Consider the following 24006-nt stretch of genomic DNA (forward strand, 5'->3'; position numbering starts at 1 on the left):
GGTCAGGCCCGATATGGTCCCGGCGGCCCCCAAGTCAAGGCTGGCGGCCTTGTCCCCGCCTCAGGTGATCTTCTCCAGCCGCTCGCGCGAGATGTCGCCCGGCACGATGGTCAGCGGACAGGGCAGGGAGGTCAGTTCGCGCATCAGCCGCGTGACCAGAGGGCCGGGCCCGCCGCTGTCCGAGGCCGCCGCCAGCACCACCACGGCGATCTCGGGATCGTCGCTGATCTGGGCGATCAGCTCGGCCCCGGGGTCGCCTTCGCGCACGACCAGCTCCGGCTCGACGCCGGGGCGGTCACGCATCCACTTTGCGAACACCTCGAACTGCTGCTCGATCCGTTCGCGGGCCTCGGCGCGCATGACATCGGCCACGCCGAAGCCGTGCTGGATCTCGCTGGCCGGGATAACCGCCAGCACCTGCACCGCGCCGCCCGTGTTGGCCGCCCTGAGCGCGGCATAGCGGATCGCGTTCAGGCACTCCTTGCTGTCGTCCAGCACGACAAGAAACTTGCGCATCGTCCGTCCCTTCGGTGCCGTCGGCCAATTCCTGCCGGTCAGAGTCGCAAAACTGCATCAGCTTCTCAACCCCCGAACGGGAGGGGGGTTTGCTGCACTTGCAATGCCCCCCCACTATGTTAACCGCGATCAGGGTCCCCAGCATGACCAACCAAAGGTGGCAGGGCAAGTGACGGTCCAACACGACTGGAACAGCGAAAAGATCGGTCTTGCCCCGTTCCTGGCCCCCCTGCCGGGCGACGGGAGCCTGATCGCGTCCCCGCCTGTCCGCCGTGCGCCAGGTGCGGGGATAACCCTCGGCAAGCGGCTGTTCGACGTGGCGCTGGCACTGCTGCTGCTGGTGCCCTTGTCGGTCCTGATGCTTGCGGTCGCCGGGCTTCTGCTGGTCTTCGAGGGCCGGCCTATCCTCTATGTCTCGGAACGGATGCGTGCGCCCGGCCAGCCCTTCCAGCTGATCAAGTTCCGCACCATGACCGCGGTCGAGAAGGACGCCGGCGCGACGGGCGCGCACAAGGCCTGGCGGATCACGCGCCTGGGCTGCGTCCTGCGCCGCACCCGCATCGACGAGCTGCCGCAGCTGTTCAACATCCTCAAGGGCGACATGAGCTTTGTCGGCCCCCGCCCGCCCCTTCGCGAGTATGTCGAGCGCTTTCCCCGCCGCTATACCCAGGTGCTGCGGACGCGGCCGGGCGTCACGGGCCTCGCCACGCTGATCTATCACGCGCATGAGGACCGGATCATGGCGCGCTGCCATTCGCCCGAAGCGACCGAGGCCGCCTATTACCGGCGCTGCCTGCCGACCAAGCTGCGGCTGGACCTGATCTACCAGCAGCGCCGGACGCTGGGACTGGACCTGTGGATCATCTTCAACACCGTGATGACGGTCATCATTCCCGGCTGGAAGCGGCGTCGCTGAACGGGTCCGCCGGGTAGTCCACCCCCACGAGATAAAGCCCCTGCGGCGGGCAGACCGGCCCGCAGGCGGCACGGTCGCGCGCATCGAGCGCGTCACGCACCCGCCCGGGCGCCCAAGCCCCTGCCCCCACGCGTTCCAGCGTGCCCACGATGGACCGGACCTGGTTGTGCAGGAAGGACCGCGCGGACAGGTGGAAGCGGTATTCCGCGCCATGGGGAACCGCGATCTCCTCGATGGCGATGCGGTCCAGCGTCTTCACCGGGCTGGCCGCCTGGCACATGGTCGAGCGGAAGGTGGTGAAGTCGTGCCGCCCGACGAGGTGCGCCGCCCCCTGCCGCATCGCCTCGACGTCCAGCGGGTGGACAACCTGCCAGACGCGGCCCCGGTCGTGGGTCGCAGGCGCCCGGCGGGACAGCAGGCGGAACAGATAGCACCGCCCCTGCGCCGAGAAGCGGGCGTGGAAGTCGTCGCCCACCCGCGCCGCGGCCAGCACCGCCACGGGCGCGGGCTTCAGGTGCCAGTTCAGCGCCTCGGACAGCCGGAAGGGGTCCCAGTCGCGCGTCAGGTCCGCATGGGCCACCTGCCCCGTCGCATGGACCCCGGCATCGGTCCGCCCCGCCGCCGCGATCCGCGCGCCCGCGCGGAAGCCGGGGTCGAGCGCCGCCAGCGCGCGTTCGACCGCGCCCTGGACCGAGGGCAGCTCGGCCTGCGCCTGCCAGCCGGCGAAGGGCCCGCCGTCATATTCGATCTTCAGCGCGAAGCGCGGCATGGGACTAGCGGCGACGGAGGTTCTCGGGGATGCGGAACAGCTCGTCCGCGGTCTGCTCGGCGCGGTCCTCCAGCAGGGCGCCCTCGGGCGGGCGGACGCCCTCGCGCGCGAGGCGGTCGCGCAGGACCTGGATCTCGATGTCCATGTCGGTGCGCCCGCCCTCGTGCAGCCGCTGGGTCACGGCCTGGAAGCCGGCCTCGAGGTCGCCCAGCAGGGCTTCGTACTGAGCCCGCGCCTCTTGGTCGCGGGTGCGGGAATAAAGATCGACGAACTTGACCGTCGCGTCGCGCGCCCCGATCAGGTAGACGCCCAGATAGCGGCGGGCCGCGGCCAGCGCGTTGGGGTTCTGCTCGACCCCGTCGAACAGGTGGCGCGCGGTCGCGGCGAACATCCCCACCCGCGCCTCAAGCCGCCGGTCGCCCACACGCTTGATCGCGTCGGTGATGCCTGCCAGGTGCTTTTCGGCCTCTTCGACCATGCGGGCGGCGCGGTCCTGCTGGAAGCTGTCCACGCCTTCCATGCCCTTGTCGCTCATGGGGTCGGGGCCGAAGGTCAGCCAGTGCAGGATCGAGCCCGTGAAGCCGATGGCGAGCGCGCCCCCCAGCGCCCCCGGCTCGGCCGCGCCCACGGCAAGGCCAAGGCCGGTCAGCACGCCGCCGAACAGCTTGCGCGGGATCGCCGGGCGGCGGGCCACGCGGCGCGCGTCATAGGCGGCCTCGGCCTGCAGGCCTTCGCGCGTCATCCACATCGCGCCCGCCGTGATGCCGAAGCCCGCGAGGCTGGTCGCCATCACCACAGGGTCGCTCTGGAAGAAGGCCGTCAGCAGGAACGGCGAGGCCATGAAGGTGATCCACTTGGTCCGCCCTTCATGCGGATGCCGCACCTCGCCCGGCGCCGGGCGCGCGGGCGGGCCGTTGTCCGCGCGGTCTGCGTTGGGGGAATACTTGCCACCGAACCGTTTCGCCATGATCCCGCCCTCAGCCCGCGCCGAAGAGCGAGGCGTAAAGCGTCACCCCCATCAGAAGGAAGAAGGACAGGCGCTGCACGGCGGGACGGGACATGGGCGTGGTCTTTCGGCGGATCGGGCGTTGCGGCGGTGGCCGCCCTTGCGGTCGCACGGGGGTGGCCGCACGGTCAACCCCGCAACGGCCCGCCCGTTCCGGACGCGGCGCGGGAAAGGCGCGGGATGTGCCTGGGGTTCCATGGCCGGAACATCCCGGCCGCGCCAGCGGTTATGGCCGGCGGGTCGCTTCATGGCGGCCCGGACAGACCGTGACCCAGAGGTGCCCCGTGTTCTGGCGCACAGTCCTTGTTGCAGCCTTCGCCTGTTTCTTCCTTGCCGTGCCCGACGTGGACCTGCTGCTTCTGTCGCTGCTGCACCACCGCTCGATCCTGACCCATTCGGCTCTGCCCGCCGTGATCCCTTTCCTTTTCCGCCGCAGGATCGGCCTGATGCCCACGGCCGGGGCCCTGATCGGGCTTCATGTCCACCTGATCTGCGACGCGCTGTCACCGGCCGTGGGCTTCGGGCAGGTCTGGCTGCCGGCGCCCTTCAAGACACCGCTCGGTGCGCTCAGCCCCCTGTGGCTGATCGTGAACGCCGGCTTCTGCTTCGCCTCGGCGCAGGCGATCTGCCGCCGCCGGATGCCCGGCCTGTCCGGAGCGGTCATGGTGGCACTGACGGGCGGCGTGATCGGGGTTCTTTACGGACTGCTCAACGAAAGGTCGGTCCTGTCCGCCGCCGTCTGCCTGATCTTTCCCGGTTTCCTGGCCCTAGCGATCCGGCAACGGCTCCGCAAGGCTCCCTCGGGCGCCTAGGGGCGGCCTGTCCTGCATGCCGCTGTCGGCCGAAGGGAAGGATTGGAGCGGGTGATGGGAATCGAACCCACGTATTCAGCTTGGAAGGCTGCTGCTCTACCATTGAGCTACACCCGCATGAGGCGCAGCTTTACCCAAGCGGGCCTGCCTGCGCAAGCGGGCCGCGCTTGACCGGCGCAAGGGACAAGGGCAGTCAGGGGGGATGATCGACATCCGCCCCGTCGTCCAGGCGATCTCCAAGCTTTCGGTCGCCATGGGCGGGCTGATGCTGCTGCCGGCCGCCGTGGACTGGAGCGTGGGCGACCCGAACTGGCGCGCCTTCGCGGCGGCCGCTGCCGGGACGGTCGTTCTGGGCCTGATGACCATGCTGGCGACCCGTGGCGAAAGCGGGCGGCTGCAGATCGAGCAGGCCTTTCTTCTGACCACGGGCCTCTGGGCGGCCCTGCCGGTGCTTGGCGCCTTGCCCTTCATGCTGGGGGCGCCGGGGGCAAGCTGGACCGACGCGATGTTCGAATCGATGTCGGGCATGACCACGACCGGGGCGACGGCCTTCCAGAAGCTCGACAGCCTGCCGCTGGGCACGCATCTGTGGCGCGGGATCCTGCAATGGTCGGGGGGCCTGGGGATCGTCGTCGTGGCGATGGCCTTCCTGCCGATCATGCGGGTGGGTGGGATGCAGTTCTTCCGGTCGGAAGGCTTCGACACCATGGGCAAGGTCATGCCGCGGGCGGGCCAGATCGCGGCCGAGATGGCCCAGCTTTACCTGGGCATCACCACCGCCTGCGCGCTGACCTATGCCGCGCTGGGGATGAGCGGCTTCGACGCGGTGATGCACGCGCTGACGACCTGTTCCACCGGCGGCTTCGGGCGCTATGACGCAAGCTTCGCGCCCTTTGCCGGCCCGCTCGAATACGCGGCCTCGTTCTTCACGATCGTCGCCTCGATCCCCTTCGTGCGGATGCTGCAGCTTGCCCATGGAGACCCCGTGCCGATCTGGCGCGACAGCCAGATCCGCACCTACCTGGGCATCATCGTCGCGCTGTGCGTGCTGATCATCGCCTACCAGGCACTCAGGGGCACGGCCGCCCTTTCGTTCGACCTACTGCGCGAGGTCGTCTTCAACGTCGTCACTATCATCTCGGGCACGGGCTTCGCTTCGGCCGACGTGACCCAATGGGGTCACCTGCCCTTCGTGCTGCTGGTGCTGGCGGGGCTGATCGGGGGCTGCACGGGATCGACCGCCTGTTCGATCAAGGTCTTCCGCTACCAGGTGCTGTTCGAGGCGCTGCGCGGCCAACTGGTGCAGATGCATTCGCCCCATCGCGTCCGGCCGCTGCGGCTGCAGGGGCGCAGGCTGGACGCCGAGGTGGTGAACTCGGTCATGGCCTTCTTCACGCTGTTCGTGCTGACCTTTGGGGCGCTGATCGTGGCCCTGGCGCTGAGCGGGCTGCATTCCCGGACCGCCCTGACCGCCGCCTGGACCGCCATCGCCAACGTGGGCCCAATGTGGGGCCCCGAGGTGACCGCCAACGGCAGCGTCGCCGCTTTCCCCGAGACCTCGAAGTGGCTGATGATCCTGGGGATGTACCTCGGCCGGCTGGAACTGATCACCGTCCTGGTGGTGCTGCTGCCGCGATTCTGGCGGCAGTAGTCAGGCGGGATCGGCGGCGGTCTCGGCGGGGCCTTCCGCCTGGGGCGCGGGTTCCGGCGCGGGGGTCGCCCGCAGGCTGTCGAGGACCTCGGCCGCGACATGCGGCTGGTCCCCGGCGTCCATCACCGGCCAGATCAGCACCACGCCCTGAACCCGGCCATCGACGACCCGCGCCTCGGCCTGGCCGATATGGGTGTCGTTGCGCCCGATCAGCGAGGCGCGGCCCTGCGTCACCTGCCGCTCGGGCGAGGGCACCCAGCCCAGCGCGGTGACAAGGCCGGTGAAGTCCAGCATCTCCTGCTGGCCGCCCGGCGCGCCGTAAAGGATCAGCGCCGCGCCGGATTCGTCCTTCGGCCCGTAGATCGACAGCCCCTGTTCGTTGCGGTCGAACTGCAGCCGGTCCATCGGCACCATCAGCGACAGGCCCGACTGCGGGTCGTCCAGTTGCGTCAGGTTCATCCCGGCGCGCCATTCCTCGCGCCGGTCGATCAGCGCCCGCATGGTTTCGGCGGCATCCGGGGAGGCCCGCAGCGCCAGCACCTCGGCGGCGATGGCCGCGCGGGTCTGCGGGCCGTCCTTGCCGTCGATCCCGCCGTTGTAATGACCCGCCCAGCGCAGGGCGCGCTGGACGTCCTCCAGCGGCGGCATCTCGGCGCCGGGGCCGGGCGCGGGCAGTTCGATGGCGCCCGCAGGCTCCAGCGGCTGACCCAGGTCGTCGGGCGGCAGGACGGATGCGAAGCGGCCCACCCGCTCGGCCCGGCGGAAGGCGCCCAGCCAGGCCTCGGCCACGGCGGCGGGCATTGGACCCAGCGCGATGGCCAAGCCCCCGTCCGGCTGCTGGAACAGGCCCGCCTCGGGGAAATCTTCGCGCCAGGTCGCCAGCGCCGCATCCGCCGCTTCGCGCGTGTCGAAACGCTGCAGGCGCAGGTAGTCGCCGGGCGGCGGCGCAATGACAGGCTCGGCGGCCGTGCCAGGCGCAGGGCTTGCGGTTGCATCGGCCGTGTCCGCACCCTGCGGCGCGGAGGTGGTCAAGGCCCCTGCCGCCGGACCCGCCCCGTCAGGCTGAGCGCCGGCGGTCCCGGCCACGGCAGCCGTCACCGGCTGCGCGCCCTCGGGCACCGGCACGATGAAGCTGTCGCCGGGGATCTCGCCCGCCGCGCTGAGCCGCGCGAGTTCCGCCTCGGCCTCCTCGCGCTCCATCGGCCCAAGGCCGATGCCGGTCCAGCCGCCGGGCAGCGGGAAGCGCATCACCTCGGGGTAGCGGCCGGCCCAGCGGGCGGTCATCGCCTCGGCGGCTGCGGCGCGCTGCGCCTCGACCCGCAGCACCACGGGCTCGGCCAGCGCCGCCCCCGGCAGCATCGCGCAGATCAGAAAGGCCAAGCCCCGCATCGGTCACATCCCTTGCCCCGTGGGCCGATTGACCCGGCCCGGACCGCACCCTATGAGCGGCCTGCATTCGCGTCAGTTATGCGAAAGGACGCCGGGATGACCAGCCCCGAACAGGCCGACCGGCCACGCTGTTTCCAGGACGTGATCCTGCGCCTGCAGAGCTATTGGGCGGCCACCGGCTGCGCGATCCTGCAGCCCTACGACATGGAGGTGGGCGCGGGCACCTTCCACCCGGCGACCACGCTGCGGTCCCTGGGCACCCGCCCCTGGGCCGCCGCCTACGTGCAGCCCTCGCGCCGCCCGACCGACGGGCGCTACGGCGAGAACCCGAACCGGCTGCAGCATTACTACCAGTACCAGGTCATCATCAAACCCTCGCCCCCGAACCTGCAGGAGCTTTACCTGGGCTCGCTGAAGGCGATCGGGCTGGACCCGCTGGTCCACGATGTCCGCTTCGTCGAGGACGACTGGGAATCCCCCACCCTCGGCGCCTGGGGCCTTGGGTGGGAGGTCTGGTGCGACGGCATGGAGGTCAGCCAGTTCACCTATTTCCAGCAGGTCGGCGGCCACGACTGCCGCCCCGTCTCGGGCGAGCTGACCTACGGCCTGGAACGGCTGGCGATGTATGTGCTGGGGGTGGAACATGTCATGGACATGCCCTTCAACGCCCCCGACGCGCCGATCCCGCTGACCTACGGCGACGTCTTCCGCCAGACCGAGCGCGAATATTCCCGCTGGAACTTCGAGGTTGCCGACACCGAGATGCTGTTCCAGCACTTCAAGGACGCCGAGGCCGAATGCGCCCGCATCCTGGATGCCCCCGCGCAGGACAGCGCCGGGCGGCAGATCCCGATGGCGCACCCCGCCTATGACCAGGCGATCAAGGCCAGCCACATCTTCAACCTGCTGGACGCCCGCGGCGTCATCAGCGTCACCGAGCGGCAGGCCTATATCGGCCGCGTGCGGGCGCTGGCCAAGGCCTGCGCCGACCTGTTCGCGACCACCGAGGCCGCGACGGGCACCAACGCGGGGGATGCCGCGTGACCAGCGGAAAGATCATGGCGTCCATGCTGGTGCTGGTGGCGGTGCTTGCGGGCGTCGCCGTCTGGTACCTGCAGGTCTACGGCTTCTACGAGGACGTGGACGAGATCACCGGCGCCTCGCAGATGATGGTGACGCTGCCCGACGGCGCGACCCGGCCCGTGACGGTCGGAGAGTTCAAGGCCATCGACGCGGAGTCCTCGCCGATCCGCTGGCGCGCCTGCTTCACGCTGGACCCGGCCGAGGTCGCGGACGCCGCGCCCTTCCCGGCGGCCACGCCCCTGAACGGGCCGAACTGGTTCCAGTGCTATTCGGCAAAGGCCCTGACCGCCGACCTCGAGGCGGGGAACGCCCGCGCGATCCTCGGCCAGGCGGAAGTCCATCCCGACGTGGACCGCATCATCGCCGTCTATCCCGACGGCCGCGCCTTTGGCTGGCACCAGTTGAACGACAAGACCCCGGAACGCGGAGTGATGGACTGATGGACCTGCTGATCGAGCTGTTTTCCGAGGAAATCCCCGCCCGGATGCAGCCCCGCGCACGCGAGGACCTCAAGCGGCTCATCACCGACGGGCTGGTGGACGCGGGCCTGACCTATGCCTCGGCCGGGGCCTTTTCCACGCCCCGCCGCCTCGCGCTGGCTGTCGAGGGGCTGACGGCCGAGTCGAAGCCCGTGCGCGAGGAGCGCAAGGGCCCCCGCACCGACGCGCCCGAGAAGGCCATCGAGGGCTTCCTGCGCTCGACCGGCCTGACGCTGGACCAGCTGGAACGCCGCGCCGAGAAGAAGGGCGAGGTCTTCTTCGCCGTCATCGAAAAGCCGGGCCGCAAGGCTGCCGACATCGTGGCCGAGGTGCTGGACGCCACCATCCGCGACTTCCCCTGGCCCAAGTCGATGCGCTGGGGTTCGGGCTCGCTGCGCTGGGTCCGCCCGCTGCATTCGATCATCGCGATCCTGTCGGACGAGGGCGGCGCGCAGGTCGTGCCGCTGACCGTGGACGGAATCGAGGCCGGCGACACGACGCGCGGCCACCGCTTCATGGCCCCCGACGCCTTCCGCGTGACGGGCTTCGACGACTATGCCGCCAAGCTGCGCCGGGCCAGGGTCATGCTCGACCCCGCCGAGCGCGAAGCCGCGATCCGGCAGGAGGCCGCGAACCTCGCCTTCGCGCGCGGGTGGGAGATCATGCCCGACGAGGGCCTGATGACAGAGCTTGCCGGGCTGGTGGAATGGCCCGTGCCGCTGATGGGCGTGATCGAGCAGCGGTTCCTCGACCTGCCGCCCGAGGTGCTGCAAACCTCGATGAAGGAACACCAGAAGTTCCTGTCGGCCCGCAACCCGAAGACAGGCCGGATCGAGGGCTATGTGACCGTCGCCAACATCGAGACGCCCGACCACGGCGCGACGATCCTGGCCGGCAACCAGCGCGTCCTGGCCGCCCGCCTGTCCGACGCCGCCTTCTTCTGGGAAAACGACCTGCGCGAGGCTCGCGCGGGGATGGAGTCGTGGAAGGAGGGCCTGAAGGCCGTGACCTTCCACGCCAAGCTGGGTTCGCAGGCCGACCGGGTGGAACGCATCGCCGCGCTGGCCCGCGAGATCGCTCCCGCCGTGAACGCGGACCAAGATCAGGTGGAGCAGGCCGCGAGAATCGCCAAGCTGGACCTGCGCTCGGCCATGGTCGGCGAGTTCCCCGAGTTGCAGGGCACGATGGGCCGCTATTACGCGCAGGCCGCCGGGCTGCCGGATGCGGTGGCGGACGCCGCCCGCGACCACTATTCGCCGCTGGGGCCCTCGGACGAGGTGCCCAGCGCGCCGGTCTCGGTCGCCGTGGCGCTGGCCGACAAGCTGGACACGCTGACCGGCTTCTGGGCCATCGACGAGAAACCCACAGGGAGCAAGGATCCCTTCGCCCTGCGCAGGGCGGCGCTGGGGGTGATCCGGCTGGTGCTGGGGAATGGGGTGCGCCTCAATCTGTCCAAGACTGTAGGTTCACAAATTGCATTTTTATTCAGTCAGCTCCAGATGCGTGGGTTCGAGGAGCAAGTGGTCAGCCTCGATGCTCTGCCGGACGATATCGCAACTGACGCTCGTATGCGCATCGAGGCACGAATGGTGCCTTCCGATCCAGAAAGCGGCGTTCAAGGTCTTGGTAGGCATGAGAAGTGGGGTGCGCAAACGACCTCCGACCTCCTCTCCTTCCTCCACGACCGCCTCAAGGTCCATCTCCGCGATCAGGGCATCCGCCATGACGTGATCGACGCGGTGCTGGCGATGCCCGGGTCGGACGACCTCACGCTGGTCGTGCGCCGCGCGACCGCTCTGAACGGGATGCTGGCATCCGAGGACGGCCCGAACCTGCTGCAGGGGCTCAAGCGCGCCGCCAACATCCTGGCGCAGGCCGAGGAAAAGGACGGCGTCGAATATTCCTTCGGCGCGGACCCGAAGTTCGCGGAAACCGACGAGGAACGCGCGCTGTTTGCCGCGCTGGACGCCGCCGAGCCGAAGATCGCCGCCGCCATGCAGGCCGAGGATTTCCCCGCCGCCATGTCCGCCATCGCCGCCCTGCGCGCGCCCATCGACGCCTTCTTCGAGGCGGTGCAGGTCAACACCGACAACCAGGTGGTCCGCCGCAACCGCCTGAACCTTCTGTCCCGCATCCGCGAGGCCGGCCGCCTGATCGCGGATTTCGGCAAGGTCGAGGGGTGAGGAACGTCCGCAAACGGTCCGATGGACCGTTTGCAGTTCCGAAGGCCGGAAGCGAAAGCGAAGGGCCGGACCGGATCAGGAAAAGGTCCGGTGGACCTTTCCCCCGGCGAACGTCCGAAGCGAAGCCGAGGGGCCGGCAGGACGGCCGCAAACGGTCCGGTGGACGGTTTGCAGTCCCGGAGGCCCGGAGCGCAGGCCAAGATCGGGGCGGATCGGCATGGGCCCGGAGGGCTTTCCTTCGCACCCACGCCGCCGACGCCATGCCGCGCCCGGACCGACTTTCCTGCCGGTGTTCCGCTGGACCCGGATGGCGGCAAGGACGCCATGACGGATTTTTCCCGATTTGCCTTGCGTTCCGCGGATCAGCAGCCCCGAGGCTATCGAGAAGCCGTGGGGGCAGGCAGGTGCGGCATCGGGTCGCAATCCCCCTGCCCTGCCCCTGCGATCGCAGCGGTTCCTTGATCTTGCGGCCGCCGGTTGCGCTAATAGCCTCGGGCCAAGGGAGAGCCTCATGACCGACTTCGCCGCCACGCGCGACGCCTTCCGCCTGCCGGAGGGAATCACCTATCTCGACGGCAACTCGCTGGGGCCGATGCCGCGCCATGCCGCCGACCGGGTGGCGGCGATGATGCGGGACCAGTGGTCGGAAATGCTCATCACCGGCTGGAACCGGGCGGGCTGGTATGTCCAGCCGCGCCGCGTGGGCGACCGGATCGCGCGGCTGATCGGCGCGGGCGAGGGGCAGGTCGTCATGGGCGACACGCTGTCGATCAAGGTCTTCCAGGCGCTGTCGGCGGCGCTGCGGCTGCGACCCGGGCGGCGCGTGATCCTGTCGGACAGCGGCAACTTCCCTTCGGACCTCTACGTCGCGCAGGGGCTGGCCGAGACGGTCGGGGCCGAGCTGCGCGTGGTCGCCCCCGAGGACGTGGCGGCGCACACCACCCCCGACCTTGCCGTCCTGATGCTGACCGAGGTCGATTACCGCACCGGGCGGCGTCACGACATGGCCGCCCTGACGGCCGCCGCGCATGAGGCGGGGGCGCTGGCTGTCTGGGACCTTGCCCATTCGGCGGGGGCGGTGGACGTGGACCTGCTGGGCACGGGCGCGGATTTCGCGGTGGGCTGCACCTACAAGTATCTCAATGGCGGGCCGGGCGCGCCGGCCTTCATCTGGGTCCATCCCGACCATGCCGAGGCCGCCCGCCCCTGCCTGCAGGGCTGGATGGGCCATGTCCAGCCCTTCGCCTTCGACGCCGCCTATGCCCCCGCGCCCGGGATCGAACGGATGCGGGTCGGCACGCCCCCGGTCATCGCGCTGGCGGCGCTGGACGCGGCGCTGGTCATATGGGAGGGCGTGGACATGGCCACGCTCCGCGCCCGCTCGATCGAACTGTCGGAAGCCTTCATCGCGGGCGTCGAGGCCGCCTGTCCCGAACTGACGCTGCATTCCCCGCGCGATCCGGCCCGGCGCGGCAGCCAGGTGGGCTTCCGCCACCCCCAGGCCTATGCCGTGATGCAGGCGCTGATCGCCGAAGGGGTGGTGGGCGACTTCCGCGCGCCCGACGTGCTGCGCTTCGGCTTCGCGCCGCTTTACAACGACATGGAGGACGTGGACCGCGCGGTTGCGGTGCTGGCGGGGATCCTGCGCCGGGGCCTCTGGGACCGGCCCGAGCATCACCGCCGGGCGGCGGTGACCTGACATGGCGGCCCCGGCTTTCCCTGCGGCATCACTGCAACCCTGAGACCCACGTGGCCCCCGGAGGCTCCGCTTGACCGTTCGCCCGCTTCTGACCGTCTGCGCGATCGTCCTGGGGAACGGCGCCTCATGGGCCGACGACGCCCCCATCGCCGTCGAGATCGTTCCCGTCGAGGAACGCCCGCTCACCTTCGAGATCAAGCTGACCGGCACCATTGCCGCGCAGGACAGCATCGACCTGTCCTTCCCGGCCGGGGGCAGGATCACCAGCATCCTCGTTCAGGCGGGCGACCGGGTCACGGGAGGCTATGCGCTGGCGCGCAGCGACAATGTCCAGCAGCAGCAGGCGCTGGTGCAGGCGCTGGCGGGGGTCGAGGCCGCCGAGGCCGCCGAGCAGCAGGCCGCGCAGGCGGCCACGCGCACCGCCGGGCTGCTGCAACGGGGAGTGGGCACGCGCGCCGCCGCCGATGCCGCCGACCAGGCGCTGGCCGCGGCGCGGGGACAGCTGGAAAGCGCCCTCACCAGCCTCAGGCAGGCGCGGCGCGCCGTGCTCGACACCGTGATCCGCGCGCCGCAGACGGCGGTGGTGACCGCGCGCTGGGCCGAGCCGGGGCAGGTCGTGGGCGCGGCCCAGCCGATCCTGACGCTGGCGGCGCTGACGAGGCTGGAGGCGGTGTTCCAAGTTCCCGACACCCCGCAGCTTGAGCGCGCGGCGGGCGTGCGCGTGTCGCTGGCACCGCTGGAGCGGCCGGGGGTGGAACTGACCGCCCGCGTGACCGAGATCGCGCCCCTGGTGGATCCGGCCACCGGCTCGGTCACGGTGCGCGCAACGATCGAGGGACCGTTCGACACAAGCCTGCTGGGCGCAGCCGTGCAGGGCACGCTGCACATGCCGGCCGGAACCGGGATCGAGGTGCCCTGGACCGCGCTGAGCGCGGCTGGCCAGTCCCCCGTGGTCTGGCGGGTGGAGCCGGACGGCACCGTGGCCATCGTCCCCGTCGAGATCGAGCGCTTCGCAACCGGTCGGGTGGTGCTGCGGTCGGGCGTCTCGCCCGGCGATTCGGTCGTGGGCGAGGGCTCGCAGCTGATGTTCCCCGGCCGCCGCGTCGTGCCGGGCAAGGGGCGTTGAGGATGCGGGCGGCGGCGATCCTGATCCTCTGCCTGCTGGCGGGTGCGCCCGCATGGGCCCTGACCCTTCCCTTCGGGCAGGAAGAAGCGCAGGTGCCGCCCGCACCCCCCCGTCCCGTCGTGTCCGAGATCCTGGAAGGCGGCACGACCACCGCGACCGTCCGCAGCATTCCCGGCGTGATCGCGGCGGCGACCGAGGTGCAGATGGCCTTCCAGACGCTCGGCCGGATGATCGAGCGGCCGGTCGATCTCGGCGACCGCGTGAAGGCGGGCGACCTGCTGGCGCGGCTCGACCCCGAGGACCTGGCCGCCTCGACCCGCGCGGCCGAGGCGGCGCTGGTCGCGGCCGAAGTGGACCTGACCACCGCCCGGAACACCGCTGACCGGGCGCGGTCGCTGGCGCAGCGCAGCGTCGCCTCGACGGCGCAGCTGGAACTGGCCGAGCAGGTGCTGTCGGGGGCGCAATCGGCGGTGGAACAGGCCCGCGCCCGGCTGGAAAGCGCGCGCGACGCGGAAGGACATGCAGTGATGACAGCACCCATCGACGGCGTGGTCAGCGCCATCCGTGCCGCCCCCGGGGCGGTCGTGGCCGCAGGCGATCCGGTCCTCAGGCTGTCATCCGAGAACGAGCTCGAGGCGCGCGTGGACCTGACCGCGGCCGAGCTGGACGGCATCACGCCGGGGACCGAGTTCCTGATCTCCCGCGACCAGGACGACGCCCAGCCGATCCGGGGGCGCGTGGACCGCATTTCGCCGGTGGCGGATGCGCAGACCCGGACCCGCCGCGTCCATATCGCGCTGCCGAAGGGCAGCGGGCTGCGACTGGGCAACCTGGTGCGGGCCAGCCGCGTGACAGGGCAGACCCTTGCCCTCACCATGCCCGCCGCCGCCCTGCTGGACTCGCCGCAGGGTCCGGCGGTCTGGATCGTCCACCGCCAGGGCGACACGGCCCATGTGGGGCTGCAACTGGTGGAAACCGGCGCGCGCGTCGGCGACCGCATCGAGGTCATCCGGGGCCTGGCGCCCGGGGCCGAGGTCGTCACCCGGGGCATCCATTCCCTGACGGACGGCCAGCCCGTCGGCCGCAGGGTCGCGCCATGATCCGACAACGTCGCTTCAACCTGTCGGACTGGGCGCTGAAGCACCGCTCGCTGGTGTGGTTCCTGCTGATCGTGTCGATGGTCGCGGGCATCATGGCCTATCGCGGCCTCGGCCGCGAGGAAGACCCCAGCTTCACCGTCAAGGTCATGGTGATCACCGCCGCCATGCCCGGCGCCACCATCGGGGAAACGCTGGACCAGGTCACGGACCGGATCGAGACCAAGCTCGAGGAACTCGACACGCTCAAGTTCACCCGGTCTGTCACCCTGCCGGGGCAGGCGGTGGTTTATGTCGAGCTGCTGCCCACCGTGCGGGGCGAGGACGTGTCGCGCACCTGGCAGCGGGTGCGCAACATGATGGCCGACATCCGCCCCGAGTTCCCCCAGGAATTTGCGGGCTTCCAGTTCAACGACAGCTTCGGCGACGTTTTCGGCAACATCTACGCCTTCACCTCGGACGGGTTTTCCCAGCGCGAGCTGCGCGACCGGGTCGAGGACATCCGCAAGCAGGTCCAGTCCCTTCCCGCCGCCGGCAAGACCTCTCTTCTGGGGGTGCGCGAGGAACAGATCTACATCGAGTTCTCGCCCGCCCGGCTGGCCGCGCTCGGGCTGAACGAGGTGCAGGTCCTGCAGACGCTGGCCGCACAGAATGCCATCGCGCAGTCGGGCATCGTGCAGTCGGGCCCCGAACAGGTGCTGGTCCGGGTGGATGGCCAGTTCGACACGGCGCAGGCCATCGCGGCGGTCAACCTGCGGATCGGCGAGCGCTTCTTCAACCTGGGCGAGGTGGCCGAGGTCCGGCGCGGCTATGCCGACCCGCCCTCGGTCCTGTTCCGCTACAATGGCCGCGAGGCCATCGGGCTCGAGGTCGCCATGCGGCAGGGAGAGAACATCCAGGCCTATGGCGCGCAGCTGGACGAGATGATGGACCGGGTCGCGCAGGACCTGCCCATCGGCATCGAGATGCACAAGTTCGCCGACCAGCCCCATGTCGTCGCCGAGGCGGTCGGCCATTTCGTGCAGGCCTTGGCCGAGGCGGTGGCCATCGTGCTGCTGGTCAGCTTCATCAGCCTCGGGCTGCGGGCGGGCTTTGTTGTCGCGCTGACGATCCCGCTGGTGCTGGCGATCACCTTCGTGATCCTGGACATATGGGGGATCACCCTGCAGCGGATTTCCCTTGGCGCGCTGATCATCGCGCTGGGGCTGCTGGTGGATGACGCGATGATCGCCATCGAGACCATGATCTCGCGGCTGGAACTGGGCGAAAGCCTGACCGAGGCCGCAAGCTACGCCTGGACCTCGATCGCCTTTCCGATGCTGACGGGCACGCTGGTCACGGTCGCGGGCTTCATCCCCATCGGGCTGAACAGCTCGGCCGCGGGCGAGTTCACCTTTTCGCTTTTCGTCGTCATCGCCGTGTCGCTGCTGGTCAGCTGGATCGTCGCGGTGCTGTTCGCGCCGCTGCTGGGCGTGACCTTCCTGCCCCGCCAGCTGAAGCATCACGCGGGCCGCGCCGGTCCCCTGCGGCGGGCCTTCCACGCGATGCTGCGCGCGGCCATGCGCTTCCGCTGGACGACACTCGCCGTGACCCTGCTGCTGTTTGCGGGGTCGGTCTGGGGAATGCGCTTCGTCGAGCAGCAGTTCTTCCCCACCTCGGACCGGCCCGAGGTGATGATCGACATCACCGAACGCCACAACGCCTCGATCGCGCGCACTGACGCCTCGATCACCAGACTGGACGCCTTTCTCGCCAGCCAGCCCGAGGCGCTGTTCTGGACGAGCTACGTGGGCCGGGGCGCGCCGCGCTTCGTGCTGGCGATGGACGTGCCGACGCCGGGGCCCTTCATGGGGCAGATCGTGGTCCAGACGCCCGATATCGCCGCCCGTGACGCGCTGAAGGAAAAGCTGTCCGCCTTTGCCACGGCCGAGATGGTCGGCACGGACGTTTACCTGAAGAACCTGGAGATCGGCCCGCCCGTGGGCAAACCCGTGCAGTACCGCGTCAGCGCCACCGATCCGGCCGAGGCGCGCGACGCCGCCCGCGGCCTGGCCGCCGTGCTTGCCGGCGAGCCCCGGCTGCGCGACATCGCGCTGGACTGGAACGAGCCTGCGCGCGTGGTCCGCGTCGAGGTGGACCAGGACCGCGCCCGCCAGCTGGGCCTGTCCAGCCAAGACATCTCGAACGCGCTGGCCGCGCTGTTCTCGGGCAGGACGGTCACGCAACTGCGCGACGGGATCTTCCTGATCGACGTGGTGGCGCGCGGAGAGGAAGCCGACCGGCAGTCGCTGGACTCGATCCAGAACCTGGAACTCGCACGGCCCACCGGCACGCCCATCCCGCTGGCCGCCCTGGCGCGGCTCAGCTACGACACCGAGCAGCCGGTCATCATGCAGCGCGACGGTGTGCCCACGGTGACCGTCAAGGCGGCGGTCGCAACGGCCGACCAGCCCGCGACGCTGGTGGCGGCACTTGCGCCGCGCGTGGCGGACTATGCCGCGAGCCTGCCGCCTTCGGTCCGCATCGCCGTCGGCGGCACGGTCGAGACCTCGGGCGAAAGCCAGCAGCCGATCGCGGCGGTGGTGCCGCTGATGCTGCTGATCATGGCGACGCTGGTGATGATCCAGACGCAAAGCTTCCGCCTGTCGCTGATCGTCTTTGCCGCCGCCCCCCTCGGCCTCATCGGGGTCGTGGCGACGCTTGTGCCTTTTGGCGTGCCCATGGGTTTCGTGGCGATCCTCGGCATCCTCGCGCTGATCGGCATCCTGATCCGCAACTCGATCATCCTGGTCCACGAGATCCAGGCGCTGCTGGCGCAGGGCCGCAGCCAGTGGCAGGCCGTGTTCGAGGCCTCGGACAGCCGCGCCCGGCCGATCCTGCTGACGGCGGCGGCGGCGAGCCTCGCGCTGATCCCGATCTCGAGGCAGGTGTTCTGGGGACCCATGGCCTATGCGATGATGGGCGGCATCATCGCGGGGACGCTGATCACGCTGCTGTTCGTGCCGGCGCTGTATTGCGTGGTCTTCCGGGTGAAGACGCCTGCAGAGGCGGGCGGCTGAGCCTCAGCCCTCGGCGATCTCCTGCGCGAAGGCCGCGCCGAACCGGTCCAGCCGGGCGGCATCGAGATAGCGCGAAAGATCGCGGGGCCGGTCCTCGGCGATGCGGCGCAACTGGCTGGCCGTCAGCGACAGGGGCTTTTCCGTGCCGTCCTCGCCACGGGCGAGCCGCTGCGCCGCCTCGGCCAGACGGTCGTAAAGCGCGCCCGAGGCGCGGCCTGCCAGCGCCCGGCGCGCGGGATGCATCTCGGGCGCCTCGCCCGCGATGACGGACAGGAAGGCCGCGCCGTAGCTTTCCAGCTTCTTGGCGCCCACCCCGCCGATGCGGGCCATCTCGTCCAGCGTCTGGGGGCGGGCCTGCGCCATCTCGATCAGGGTGCGGTCGGGGAAGATGACATAAGCGGGCACCCGCTGCGCCTCGGCCAGCGCCCGGCGCTTGGCCTTCAATGCCGAAAGCAACGGCGCGTCCTCGTCGTCCACCTGCGTGCGCACGACCGTGGCGGGCCTGGCGCGGCGGATCAGGTCGCGGCGCAGGGTGACGGGGGTTTCGCCGCGCAGCACCGGATGGGCGGCGGCGGTGATGCGCAGGCCCCCGTGGCGTTCGGGATCGGGGCGGATCAGGTCATGGCCCAGCATCTGCCGCAGGATCGCCTGCCATTCGGCCTTGGAGGTCGCCTTTCCCACGCCGAAGGTCGGCAGCTGGTCATGGCCGCGCTGGGTGACCTTGTCGGTGGCGTTGCCCGTCAGCACGTCGATGACGTGTCCCTGCCCGAACCATTCCCCCGTCCGCAGGATCGCCGACAGCGCCATGCGGACGGGCTGGGTCGCGTCGAAGACCTCGGGCGGCGTGTCGCACAGATCGCAGTTGCCGCAGGGCTCGGCGGTTTCGCCGAAATAGGCCAGCAGGTGCTGGCGGCGGCAGCCGGTCGCCTCGGCCAGTCCCAACAGAGCGTTCAGGCGGCCGTGGTCGGCTTCCTTCCGTTCCGCCGGGGCCAGCCCCTCGTCAACCTGCGTGCGGCGCAGGCGGATGTCGTCGGGGCCATACAGCGTCAGGGTTTCCGCAGGCGCCCCGTCGCGGCCGGCGCGACCGATTTCCTGGTAATAGGACTCGATCGACTTCGGCAGGTCGGCATGCGCCACCCAGCGGATGTCGGGCTTGTCGATGCCCATGCCGAAGGCGACGGTGGCCACCACGACCAGACCGTCCTCGCGCTGGAAGCGGGCCTCGACCTCGCGGCGCGTCTCGGCCTCCATGCCGCCGTGATAGGCGACGGCGGGGATGCCCGCGGCGTTCAGCGCGGCTTCCAGCGTCTCGGTCTTGGCGCGGGTGGCGCAGTAGATGATGCCGGACTGGCCGCGCCGGGCGCTTGCGAAGTCCATGATCTGGCGGCGGGGGCTGTCCTTGGGCTGGAAGGCCAGGTGGATGTTCGGCCGGTCGAAGCCGCGCAGGAAGGTCAGCGGCGCGCGGCCGTCGAACAGGCGCGCGACGATCTCGTCCCGCGTCTCGGCGTCGGCCGTGGCGGTGAAGGCGGCCAGCGGCACGCCCAGCGCGCGCCTCAGGTCGCCCACGCGCAGGTAGTCGGGGCGGAAGTCATGGCCCCACTGGCTGACGCAATGCGCCTCGTCCACGGCGATGGCGGTGACGCCCGCGCGCCTGAGCATCGGCACCGTCGCCCCGGACGCCAGCCGCTCGGGCGCCATGTAGAGCAGCTTGAGGCTGCCCTCGGACAGCGCCCGGAAGACCTCGTCGCTTTCACCTTCGGTATTGCCCGAGGTCAGCGCGCCCGCGGCCACCCCCGCCTCGCGCAGGGACCGCACCTGGTCGCGCATCAGTGCGATCAGGGGCGAGATAACGACGGTCACGCCCTCGCGCATCAGCGCGGGCAGCTGGTAGCACAGCGACTTGCCGCCGCCCGTGGGCATGATCGCCAGCACGTCGCGGCCCTCGGCCACGGCCTCGACGATCTCCTGCTGGCCGGGGCGGAATCCGTCGAAGCCCCAGACCTGCCGCAGCAAGTCGGTCGGCATCAGTAGCCCAGGAAGAACCCGGCGTTGTTCACCAGCGCCCGCTGCAGGATGATGATGCCGATGAAGACCACCAGCGGCGCCAGGTCCAGCCCGCCGAGGTCCGGCAGGATGTTGCGGATCGGGCGATACAGCGGTTCCAGCAGGCGCGACAGCCCGTCCCAGACCTGCCGCACCAGCGGCTGGCGCAGGTTCAGCACGTCGAAGTTGATCAGCCACGACATGATGATATGCGCGATCATGATGAACCACAGCACATCCAGGATCAGCATCAGCGCCTGAAACAATGTCGTCATCCGTGGTCCGCCCTTTTCCGCATGTGCGCCCGAGGTAGGCGAGCATGCCCCCTCGCGCAAGCGCCCGCGCGCAATGCCGCGCCGTCGTGATTGACGCCCGCCGCCCGCCCCCTTAGCGCAGGGCCGAAAGGAGCCGGCTCATGTATCCAATCCTGCGCTTCCTGGGCGAGGTCGCCTCGGCCCGCCGCGCCCCCCGGCTGGGGCCGCTGGAGCCCCATGTCTCGACGCACCGCATCTCTCCGCTCGACCTCGACCCGTGGTGGGAACTGAACAACGGCCGGACGCTGACGATCTATGACCTGGGCAGGATTCCGATGGCGATCCGGCTGGGAATCACCGAAACGCTGAAGAAGAACGGCTGGGGCTTCACCGTGGCCGGGAACACGGTTCGCTATCGCCGCCGCATCAAGGCCTTCCAGCGCGTCACGCAGGTTTCACGTACGATCGGCTGGGACGACCGCTTCATCTACATGGAGCAGTCGATGTGGGCCAAGGGCGACTGCCTGAACCACATGCTGCTGCGCGTGGCCATCGTCGGCGGAGCCGCCCGCAAGGGGCTGGTCTCGCCGGCCGAGTTCATGGCCGCCCTGGGCTATTCCGACCCCAGCCCGTCCCTGCCCGGCTGGGTGGCCGCCTGGATCGAGGCGGATGCCCTGCGCCCTTGGCCGCCTGTCCTGCCCCCGATGACCGACCGCACGGACGACTTGCCAGCCTGACCGGCATCGCGCCTTATGCGCCTCGCATGGGGCACGGGGGCACGATGAACCGAAAACGCATCTGGGGCTGGTGGTTCTTCGACTTCGCCAGCCAGCCCTATGCCACGCTGCTGCTGACCTTCATCTTCTCGATCTACTTCGCCGAGGTGGCAAGGACCCGCTTCGTGCTGGAGGGCATGGAGCCCGCGCAGGCCGGCGCCGGGGCGCAGGCGCTGTGGGGCTGGGGGCTTGCCGCCTCGGGCATGGCCATCGCGGTGCTGGCGCCGATCCTGGGCGCGGTCGCCGACACCACGGGGCGGCGGATGCCCTGGATCTGGCTCTTCTCGGGCTTCTATGTCGCGGGCGCGGGGGGGCTCTGGTTCCTGACGCCCGACGGAGGCGGGCTGGTGCTGGCGCTGGCCTGCTTCGGCCTCGGCCTGATCGGGATGGAGTTCGCCACCATCTTCACCAACGCCCTGATGCCGACGCTGGGCACGCGCGACGAGATCGGCCGCATCTCGGGATCGGGCTTCGCCTTCGGCTATGTCGGCGGCGTGCTGGCGCTGGCGCTGATGCTGGGCTTCTTCGCCGAAAGCGCCACGACCGGGCTGACGCTGCTGGGCAGGCCGCCCGCCCTGGGACTGGACGGCGCGGCGCGCGAAGGCACGCGCTTCGTCGGCCCCTTCACGGCGCTGTGGTATCTTCTGTTCATGATCCCCTTCTTCGCCTGGGTGCGAGAGCCGCGCGGCGCCGCCCGTCCCCTGCGGCTGGGTGCGGCGATGCGCGACCTCGGCGCGCTGCTGCGCAGCCTGCGGCACCGGCGCTCGCTGGCGGCATGGCTCGTGTCGTCCATGTTCTCGCGCGACGCCCTGAACGCCCTTTACGGCTTCGGCGGGGTTTATGCGGGAACGGTGCTGGGCTGGCCGGTGATCCTGTCGGGGATCTTCGGCGTCGTCAGCGCGGTCTCGGCCGCCCTCATCTGCTGGCTGGGCGGGCGCGCCGACCGGCGCTGGGGGCCGCGGCCGGTGATCGCCGCCTGCACGCTGGTGCTGATCGCCGTCTGCCTGCTGGTCGTGGGCATGGACCGAACCAGCATCTTCGGCGTCCCACTGGCCGCCGGCTCGCGCCTGCCCGACGCGCTGTTCTTCGCCTGCGGCGTCGCCATCGGCGGCGCGGGCGGCGTGGTCCAGGCGGCCAGCCGCACCATGATGGTGCGCCACACCTCGGCCGAAAAGGCGACCGGTGCCTTCGGCCTTTACGCGCTGTCGGGCAAGGCCACGGCCTTCCTTGCGCCTTTCCTGATCGCCAGTGTCACCGCGGCCACGGGCAACCAGCGGCTGGGCATCTCGCCCCTGATCGTGATGTTCCTTCTGTCGCTCGCCCTGCTAGTCTGGGTGAAACCCGAGGGAGAACCCGAGCCGTGATCCGCAACCTGAAATCCGTCCTGGCCGCGCTGGTCCTGTCGGCCCTTGCCCTGCCCGCGTCGGCCGACCCGCTGGCCAAGGACGTCTTCGGCGCCTTCCGGCAGTCGAACGGAGGGCCGGCGGGTGCCTTCGGCGCCTATTCCCGCGGCTGCGCCACCGGCAACATCCAGCTGCCCGAGACGGGACCCACCTGGCAGGCGATGCGGCTGTCGCGCAACCGCAACTGGGGCAACCCGCAGCTGGTCGACTTCCTGGTGGGCCTGTCGCAGCAGGCGACGCGCTACGGCTGGGCCGGGCTTTACATCGGCGACATGAGCCAGCCGATGGGCGGGCCGATGACCTCGGGCCACGCAAGCCACCAGATCGGGCTGGACGCCGACATCTGGATGCTGCCGCCCTCGTCGCTGCGGCTGACGCCCGCGCAGCGCGAAAACCTGTCCCCGCAATCGGTGGTGGCGAAGAACGGCATCCGGCCCAGCCCGCTCTGGTCGGCCAGCCACCACGCCATCATCCGCGCCGCCGCCTCCGACCCGCGCGTGGCGCGCATCTTCGTCGATCCCGTGGCCAAGGTCGCGATGTGCCAGGCCGAACGCGGCAACCGCGCCTATCTTCGCAAGATCCGCCCCATCAACGCGCATGACTATCACTTCCACGTCCGCCTGTCCTGCCCCAACCAGGGCTGCGAGAACCAGGACGCCCCGCCCCCCGGCGACGGTTGCGAGGAAGCCGCGCAGTGGATCCGCAACCGCATCGATCCGCCGCCGCCCGAACCCGCCAACCCCGACTACCGCCATCCCCGCACCTACCGGCTGAGCGAGCTTCCCCGGACATGCCAGGCCCTCGTCGCGCGCTGATCGCGGCGGCGCTGGCATGGGGGCTGTCGGCGCCCGCCCATGCGGCCGCCCTGATCGTCGATTACCTGGGCACCCATGTCTGGACCGGGGCCGACGAGGACTTCGGGGGCTTCTCGGGGATCGAGATGTCCGCGGACGGGCGCAGCTACACTGCGCTGTCCGACCGCGCCACGGTGCGCTGGGGCAGCATCGAACGCGACAGCCAGGGCCGCATCCGCTCGCTGTCCACCGCCGGCCGCGCGCGGCTGCAGGACAGCAGCGGCACCAAGCTGAAGCCGGGGTATCTGGGCGATGCCGAGGGGCTGGCCATCGACGCGGAAGGACGGATGTACGTCAGCTTCGAGGGGCTGGACCGCATCGCCCGCTTTGACGATCCCGACCGCCCGGCCGAGCGCATCCCCCCTGCCCCCGCCTTCAAGGGGCTGGTGCGCAACGCGGGCCTCGAGGCGCTGGCCGTCACGCCCGAGGGCGACATCCTGACCATGCCCGAGCAATGGGAATCGTCCCCGCCCATGACGCCCGTCTGGCGCTTCCGCGACGGGACCTGGTCCACCGCATTCCGGTTGCCCCGCGACGGTGTCTGGGCCCCGGTCGGCGCCGATGTGGGGCCGGACGGCAAGCTTTACGTGCTGGAACGCGACTTCCGCGGCCTGCGCGGCTTCGCCAGCCGCGTGCGCCGCTATGCCATGGACGGCGACAGCGTCGGCCCCCCCGAGCATATCCTGACCACCAGCCTGCTGCAGTTCGACAACCTCGAAGGCATCGCCGTCTGGGCGGACGGCCAAGGCATCCGCATCACCATGATCTCGGATGACAACTTCCTGTTCGTCCAGCGCACCGAACTGGTCGAATACCGGGTGCGCTGAAGCCCCGGTGCGTTCTTCTTCGCCCAAATATCCTGGGGGAGCGCGCAGCGCGGGGGCAAAGCCC

Annotated in this window: 21 protein-coding genes and 1 tRNA gene; 14 read left to right on the plus strand and 8 right to left on the minus strand. The window is 70.4% G+C overall.

The genetic code is table 11. The annotated features are described in order from the left end of the window. Window positions 1–60: 60 nt before the first annotated feature. A complete protein-coding gene (locus CK240_RS07205; RefSeq protein WP_095639657.1) occupies window positions 61–516 on the minus strand; it encodes a universal stress protein in 456 nt (151 codons plus the stop codon). 289 nt (window positions 517–805) lie between these two features. On the opposite strand from CK240_RS07205, the gene CK240_RS07210 reads away from it, so the two are divergent. Further along, window positions 806–1432, plus strand: coding sequence for a sugar transferase (locus CK240_RS07210; protein WP_167649992.1), 627 nt, complete (start codon window positions 806–808; stop codon window positions 1430–1432). On the opposite strand, the gene truA is transcribed toward CK240_RS07210, so the two are convergent. Genes truA through CK240_RS18635 form a run of 3 tightly spaced genes read right to left on the minus strand, consistent with a single transcriptional unit; the run spans window position 1404 to window position 3319 of the window. Continuing rightward, window positions 1404–2201 carry a tRNA pseudouridine(38-40) synthase TruA gene (gene truA / locus CK240_RS07215; RefSeq protein WP_095639659.1) on the minus strand — a complete coding sequence of 266 codons (798 nt, stop codon included), beginning with the start codon at window positions 2199–2201 and terminating at the stop codon, window positions 1404–1406. The two genes, CK240_RS07210 and truA, sit on opposite strands and share 29 nt — an antisense overlap. 4 nt (window positions 2202–2205) lie before the next feature. Then, window positions 2206–3168 (minus strand): 5-bromo-4-chloroindolyl phosphate hydrolysis family protein, encoded by a 963-nt coding sequence (locus CK240_RS07220; protein WP_095639660.1) that lies wholly within the window; start codon window positions 3166–3168, stop codon window positions 2206–2208. A gap of 10 nt (window positions 3169–3178) precedes the next feature. Further along, a complete protein-coding gene (locus CK240_RS18635; RefSeq protein ID WP_167649983.1) occupies window positions 3179–3319 on the minus strand; it encodes a hypothetical protein in 141 nt (46 codons plus the stop codon). A gap of 172 nt (window positions 3320–3491) precedes the next feature. Here CK240_RS18635 and CK240_RS07225 point away from each other — a divergent pair, with 172 nt between their 5' ends. Beyond that, window positions 3492–4019 (plus strand): hypothetical protein, encoded by a 528-nt coding sequence (locus CK240_RS07225; RefSeq protein WP_095639661.1) that lies wholly within the window; start codon window positions 3492–3494, stop codon window positions 4017–4019. Window positions 4020–4062: 43 nt separating this feature from the next. On the opposite strand, the gene CK240_RS07230 is transcribed toward CK240_RS07225, so the two are convergent. Continuing rightward, window positions 4063–4136, minus strand: a tRNA-Gly gene (locus CK240_RS07230). Between the two features lie 85 nt (window positions 4137–4221). Between CK240_RS07230 and CK240_RS07235 the strand changes: the two genes are divergently transcribed. After that, on the plus strand, window positions 4222–5670 hold the full coding sequence (locus CK240_RS07235; protein ID WP_095639662.1) for a TrkH family potassium uptake protein: 1449 nt from the start codon (window positions 4222–4224) through the stop codon (window positions 5668–5670). On the opposite strand, the gene CK240_RS07240 is transcribed toward CK240_RS07235, so the two are convergent. Next, window positions 5671–7059: a peptidoglycan-binding domain-containing protein gene (locus CK240_RS07240; protein ID WP_095639663.1), complete on the minus strand. Its 1389-nt coding sequence runs from the start codon at window positions 7057–7059 to the stop codon at window positions 5671–5673. A 96-nt stretch (window positions 7060–7155) separates the two neighbouring features. Between CK240_RS07240 and CK240_RS07245 the strand changes: the two genes are divergently transcribed. From CK240_RS07245 to CK240_RS07275, 7 genes are all read left to right on the plus strand, one after another. Beyond that, window positions 7156–8103 (plus strand): glycine--tRNA ligase subunit alpha, encoded by a 948-nt coding sequence (locus tag CK240_RS07245; RefSeq protein WP_095639664.1) that lies wholly within the window; start codon window positions 7156–7158, stop codon window positions 8101–8103. Next, window positions 8100–8582, plus strand: coding sequence for a DUF6446 family protein (locus tag CK240_RS07250; protein WP_095639665.1), 483 nt, complete (start codon window positions 8100–8102; stop codon window positions 8580–8582). Before CK240_RS07245 ends, CK240_RS07250 begins: the two co-directional genes overlap by 4 nt. Next, on the plus strand, window positions 8579–10804 hold the full coding sequence (gene glyS / locus CK240_RS07255) for a glycine--tRNA ligase subunit beta (protein WP_095639756.1): 2226 nt from the start codon (window positions 8579–8581) through the stop codon (window positions 10802–10804). Before CK240_RS07250 ends, glyS begins: the two co-directional genes overlap by 4 nt. A gap of 511 nt (window positions 10805–11315) precedes the next feature. Next, on the plus strand, window positions 11316–12503 hold the full coding sequence (gene kynU / locus CK240_RS07260; protein ID WP_095639666.1) for a kynureninase: 1188 nt from the start codon (window positions 11316–11318) through the stop codon (window positions 12501–12503). A 70-nt stretch (window positions 12504–12573) separates the two neighbouring features. Next, on the plus strand, window positions 12574–13629 hold the full coding sequence (locus tag CK240_RS07265; RefSeq protein WP_095639667.1) for an efflux RND transporter periplasmic adaptor subunit: 1056 nt from the start codon (window positions 12574–12576) through the stop codon (window positions 13627–13629). Window positions 13630–13631: 2 nt separating this feature from the next. Further along, entirely contained in the window at window positions 13632–14729 is a 1098-nt protein-coding gene (locus CK240_RS07270; RefSeq protein WP_095639668.1) for an efflux RND transporter periplasmic adaptor subunit, read from the plus strand. Next, window positions 14726–17785, plus strand: coding sequence for an efflux RND transporter permease subunit (locus CK240_RS07275; protein WP_135058804.1), 3060 nt, complete (start codon window positions 14726–14728; stop codon window positions 17783–17785). The genes CK240_RS07270 and CK240_RS07275 overlap by 4 nt, the downstream gene beginning before the upstream one ends. Before the next feature lie 3 nt (window positions 17786–17788). Here the strand turns inward: CK240_RS07275 and recQ are convergent, their stop codons facing one another. After that, entirely contained in the window at window positions 17789–19810 is a 2022-nt protein-coding gene (recQ, locus tag CK240_RS07280) for a DNA helicase RecQ (protein WP_095639669.1), read from the minus strand. Continuing rightward, window positions 19810–20103, minus strand: coding sequence for a YggT family protein (locus CK240_RS07285; protein WP_090751758.1), 294 nt, complete (start codon window positions 20101–20103; stop codon window positions 19810–19812). Before CK240_RS07285 ends, recQ begins: the two co-directional genes overlap by 1 nt. A gap of 140 nt (window positions 20104–20243) precedes the next feature. Here CK240_RS07285 and CK240_RS07290 point away from each other — a divergent pair, with 140 nt between their 5' ends. Genes CK240_RS07290 through CK240_RS07305 form a run of 4 tightly spaced genes read left to right on the plus strand, consistent with a single transcriptional unit; the run spans window position 20244 to window position 23942 of the window. Beyond that, entirely contained in the window at window positions 20244–20819 is a 576-nt protein-coding gene (locus CK240_RS07290) for an acyl-CoA thioesterase (protein WP_095639670.1), read from the plus strand. A 44-nt stretch (window positions 20820–20863) separates the two neighbouring features. Further along, a complete protein-coding gene (locus CK240_RS07295) occupies window positions 20864–22222 on the plus strand; it encodes an MFS transporter (RefSeq protein WP_095639671.1) in 1359 nt (452 codons plus the stop codon). Beyond that, entirely contained in the window at window positions 22219–23076 is an 858-nt protein-coding gene (gene mepA / locus CK240_RS07300; RefSeq protein WP_095639672.1) for a penicillin-insensitive murein endopeptidase, read from the plus strand. The genes CK240_RS07295 and mepA overlap by 4 nt, the downstream gene beginning before the upstream one ends. After that, window positions 23052–23942 carry an esterase-like activity of phytase family protein gene (locus CK240_RS07305; protein WP_095639673.1) on the plus strand — a complete coding sequence of 297 codons (891 nt, stop codon included), beginning with the start codon at window positions 23052–23054 and terminating at the stop codon, window positions 23940–23942. The genes mepA and CK240_RS07305 overlap by 25 nt, the downstream gene beginning before the upstream one ends. Window positions 23943–24006 lie beyond the last annotated feature (64 nt).

This window comes from Paracoccus salipaludis, from assembly GCF_002287065.1.
GTDB classification, from domain to species: domain Bacteria; phylum Pseudomonadota; class Alphaproteobacteria; order Rhodobacterales; family Rhodobacteraceae; genus Paracoccus; species Paracoccus salipaludis.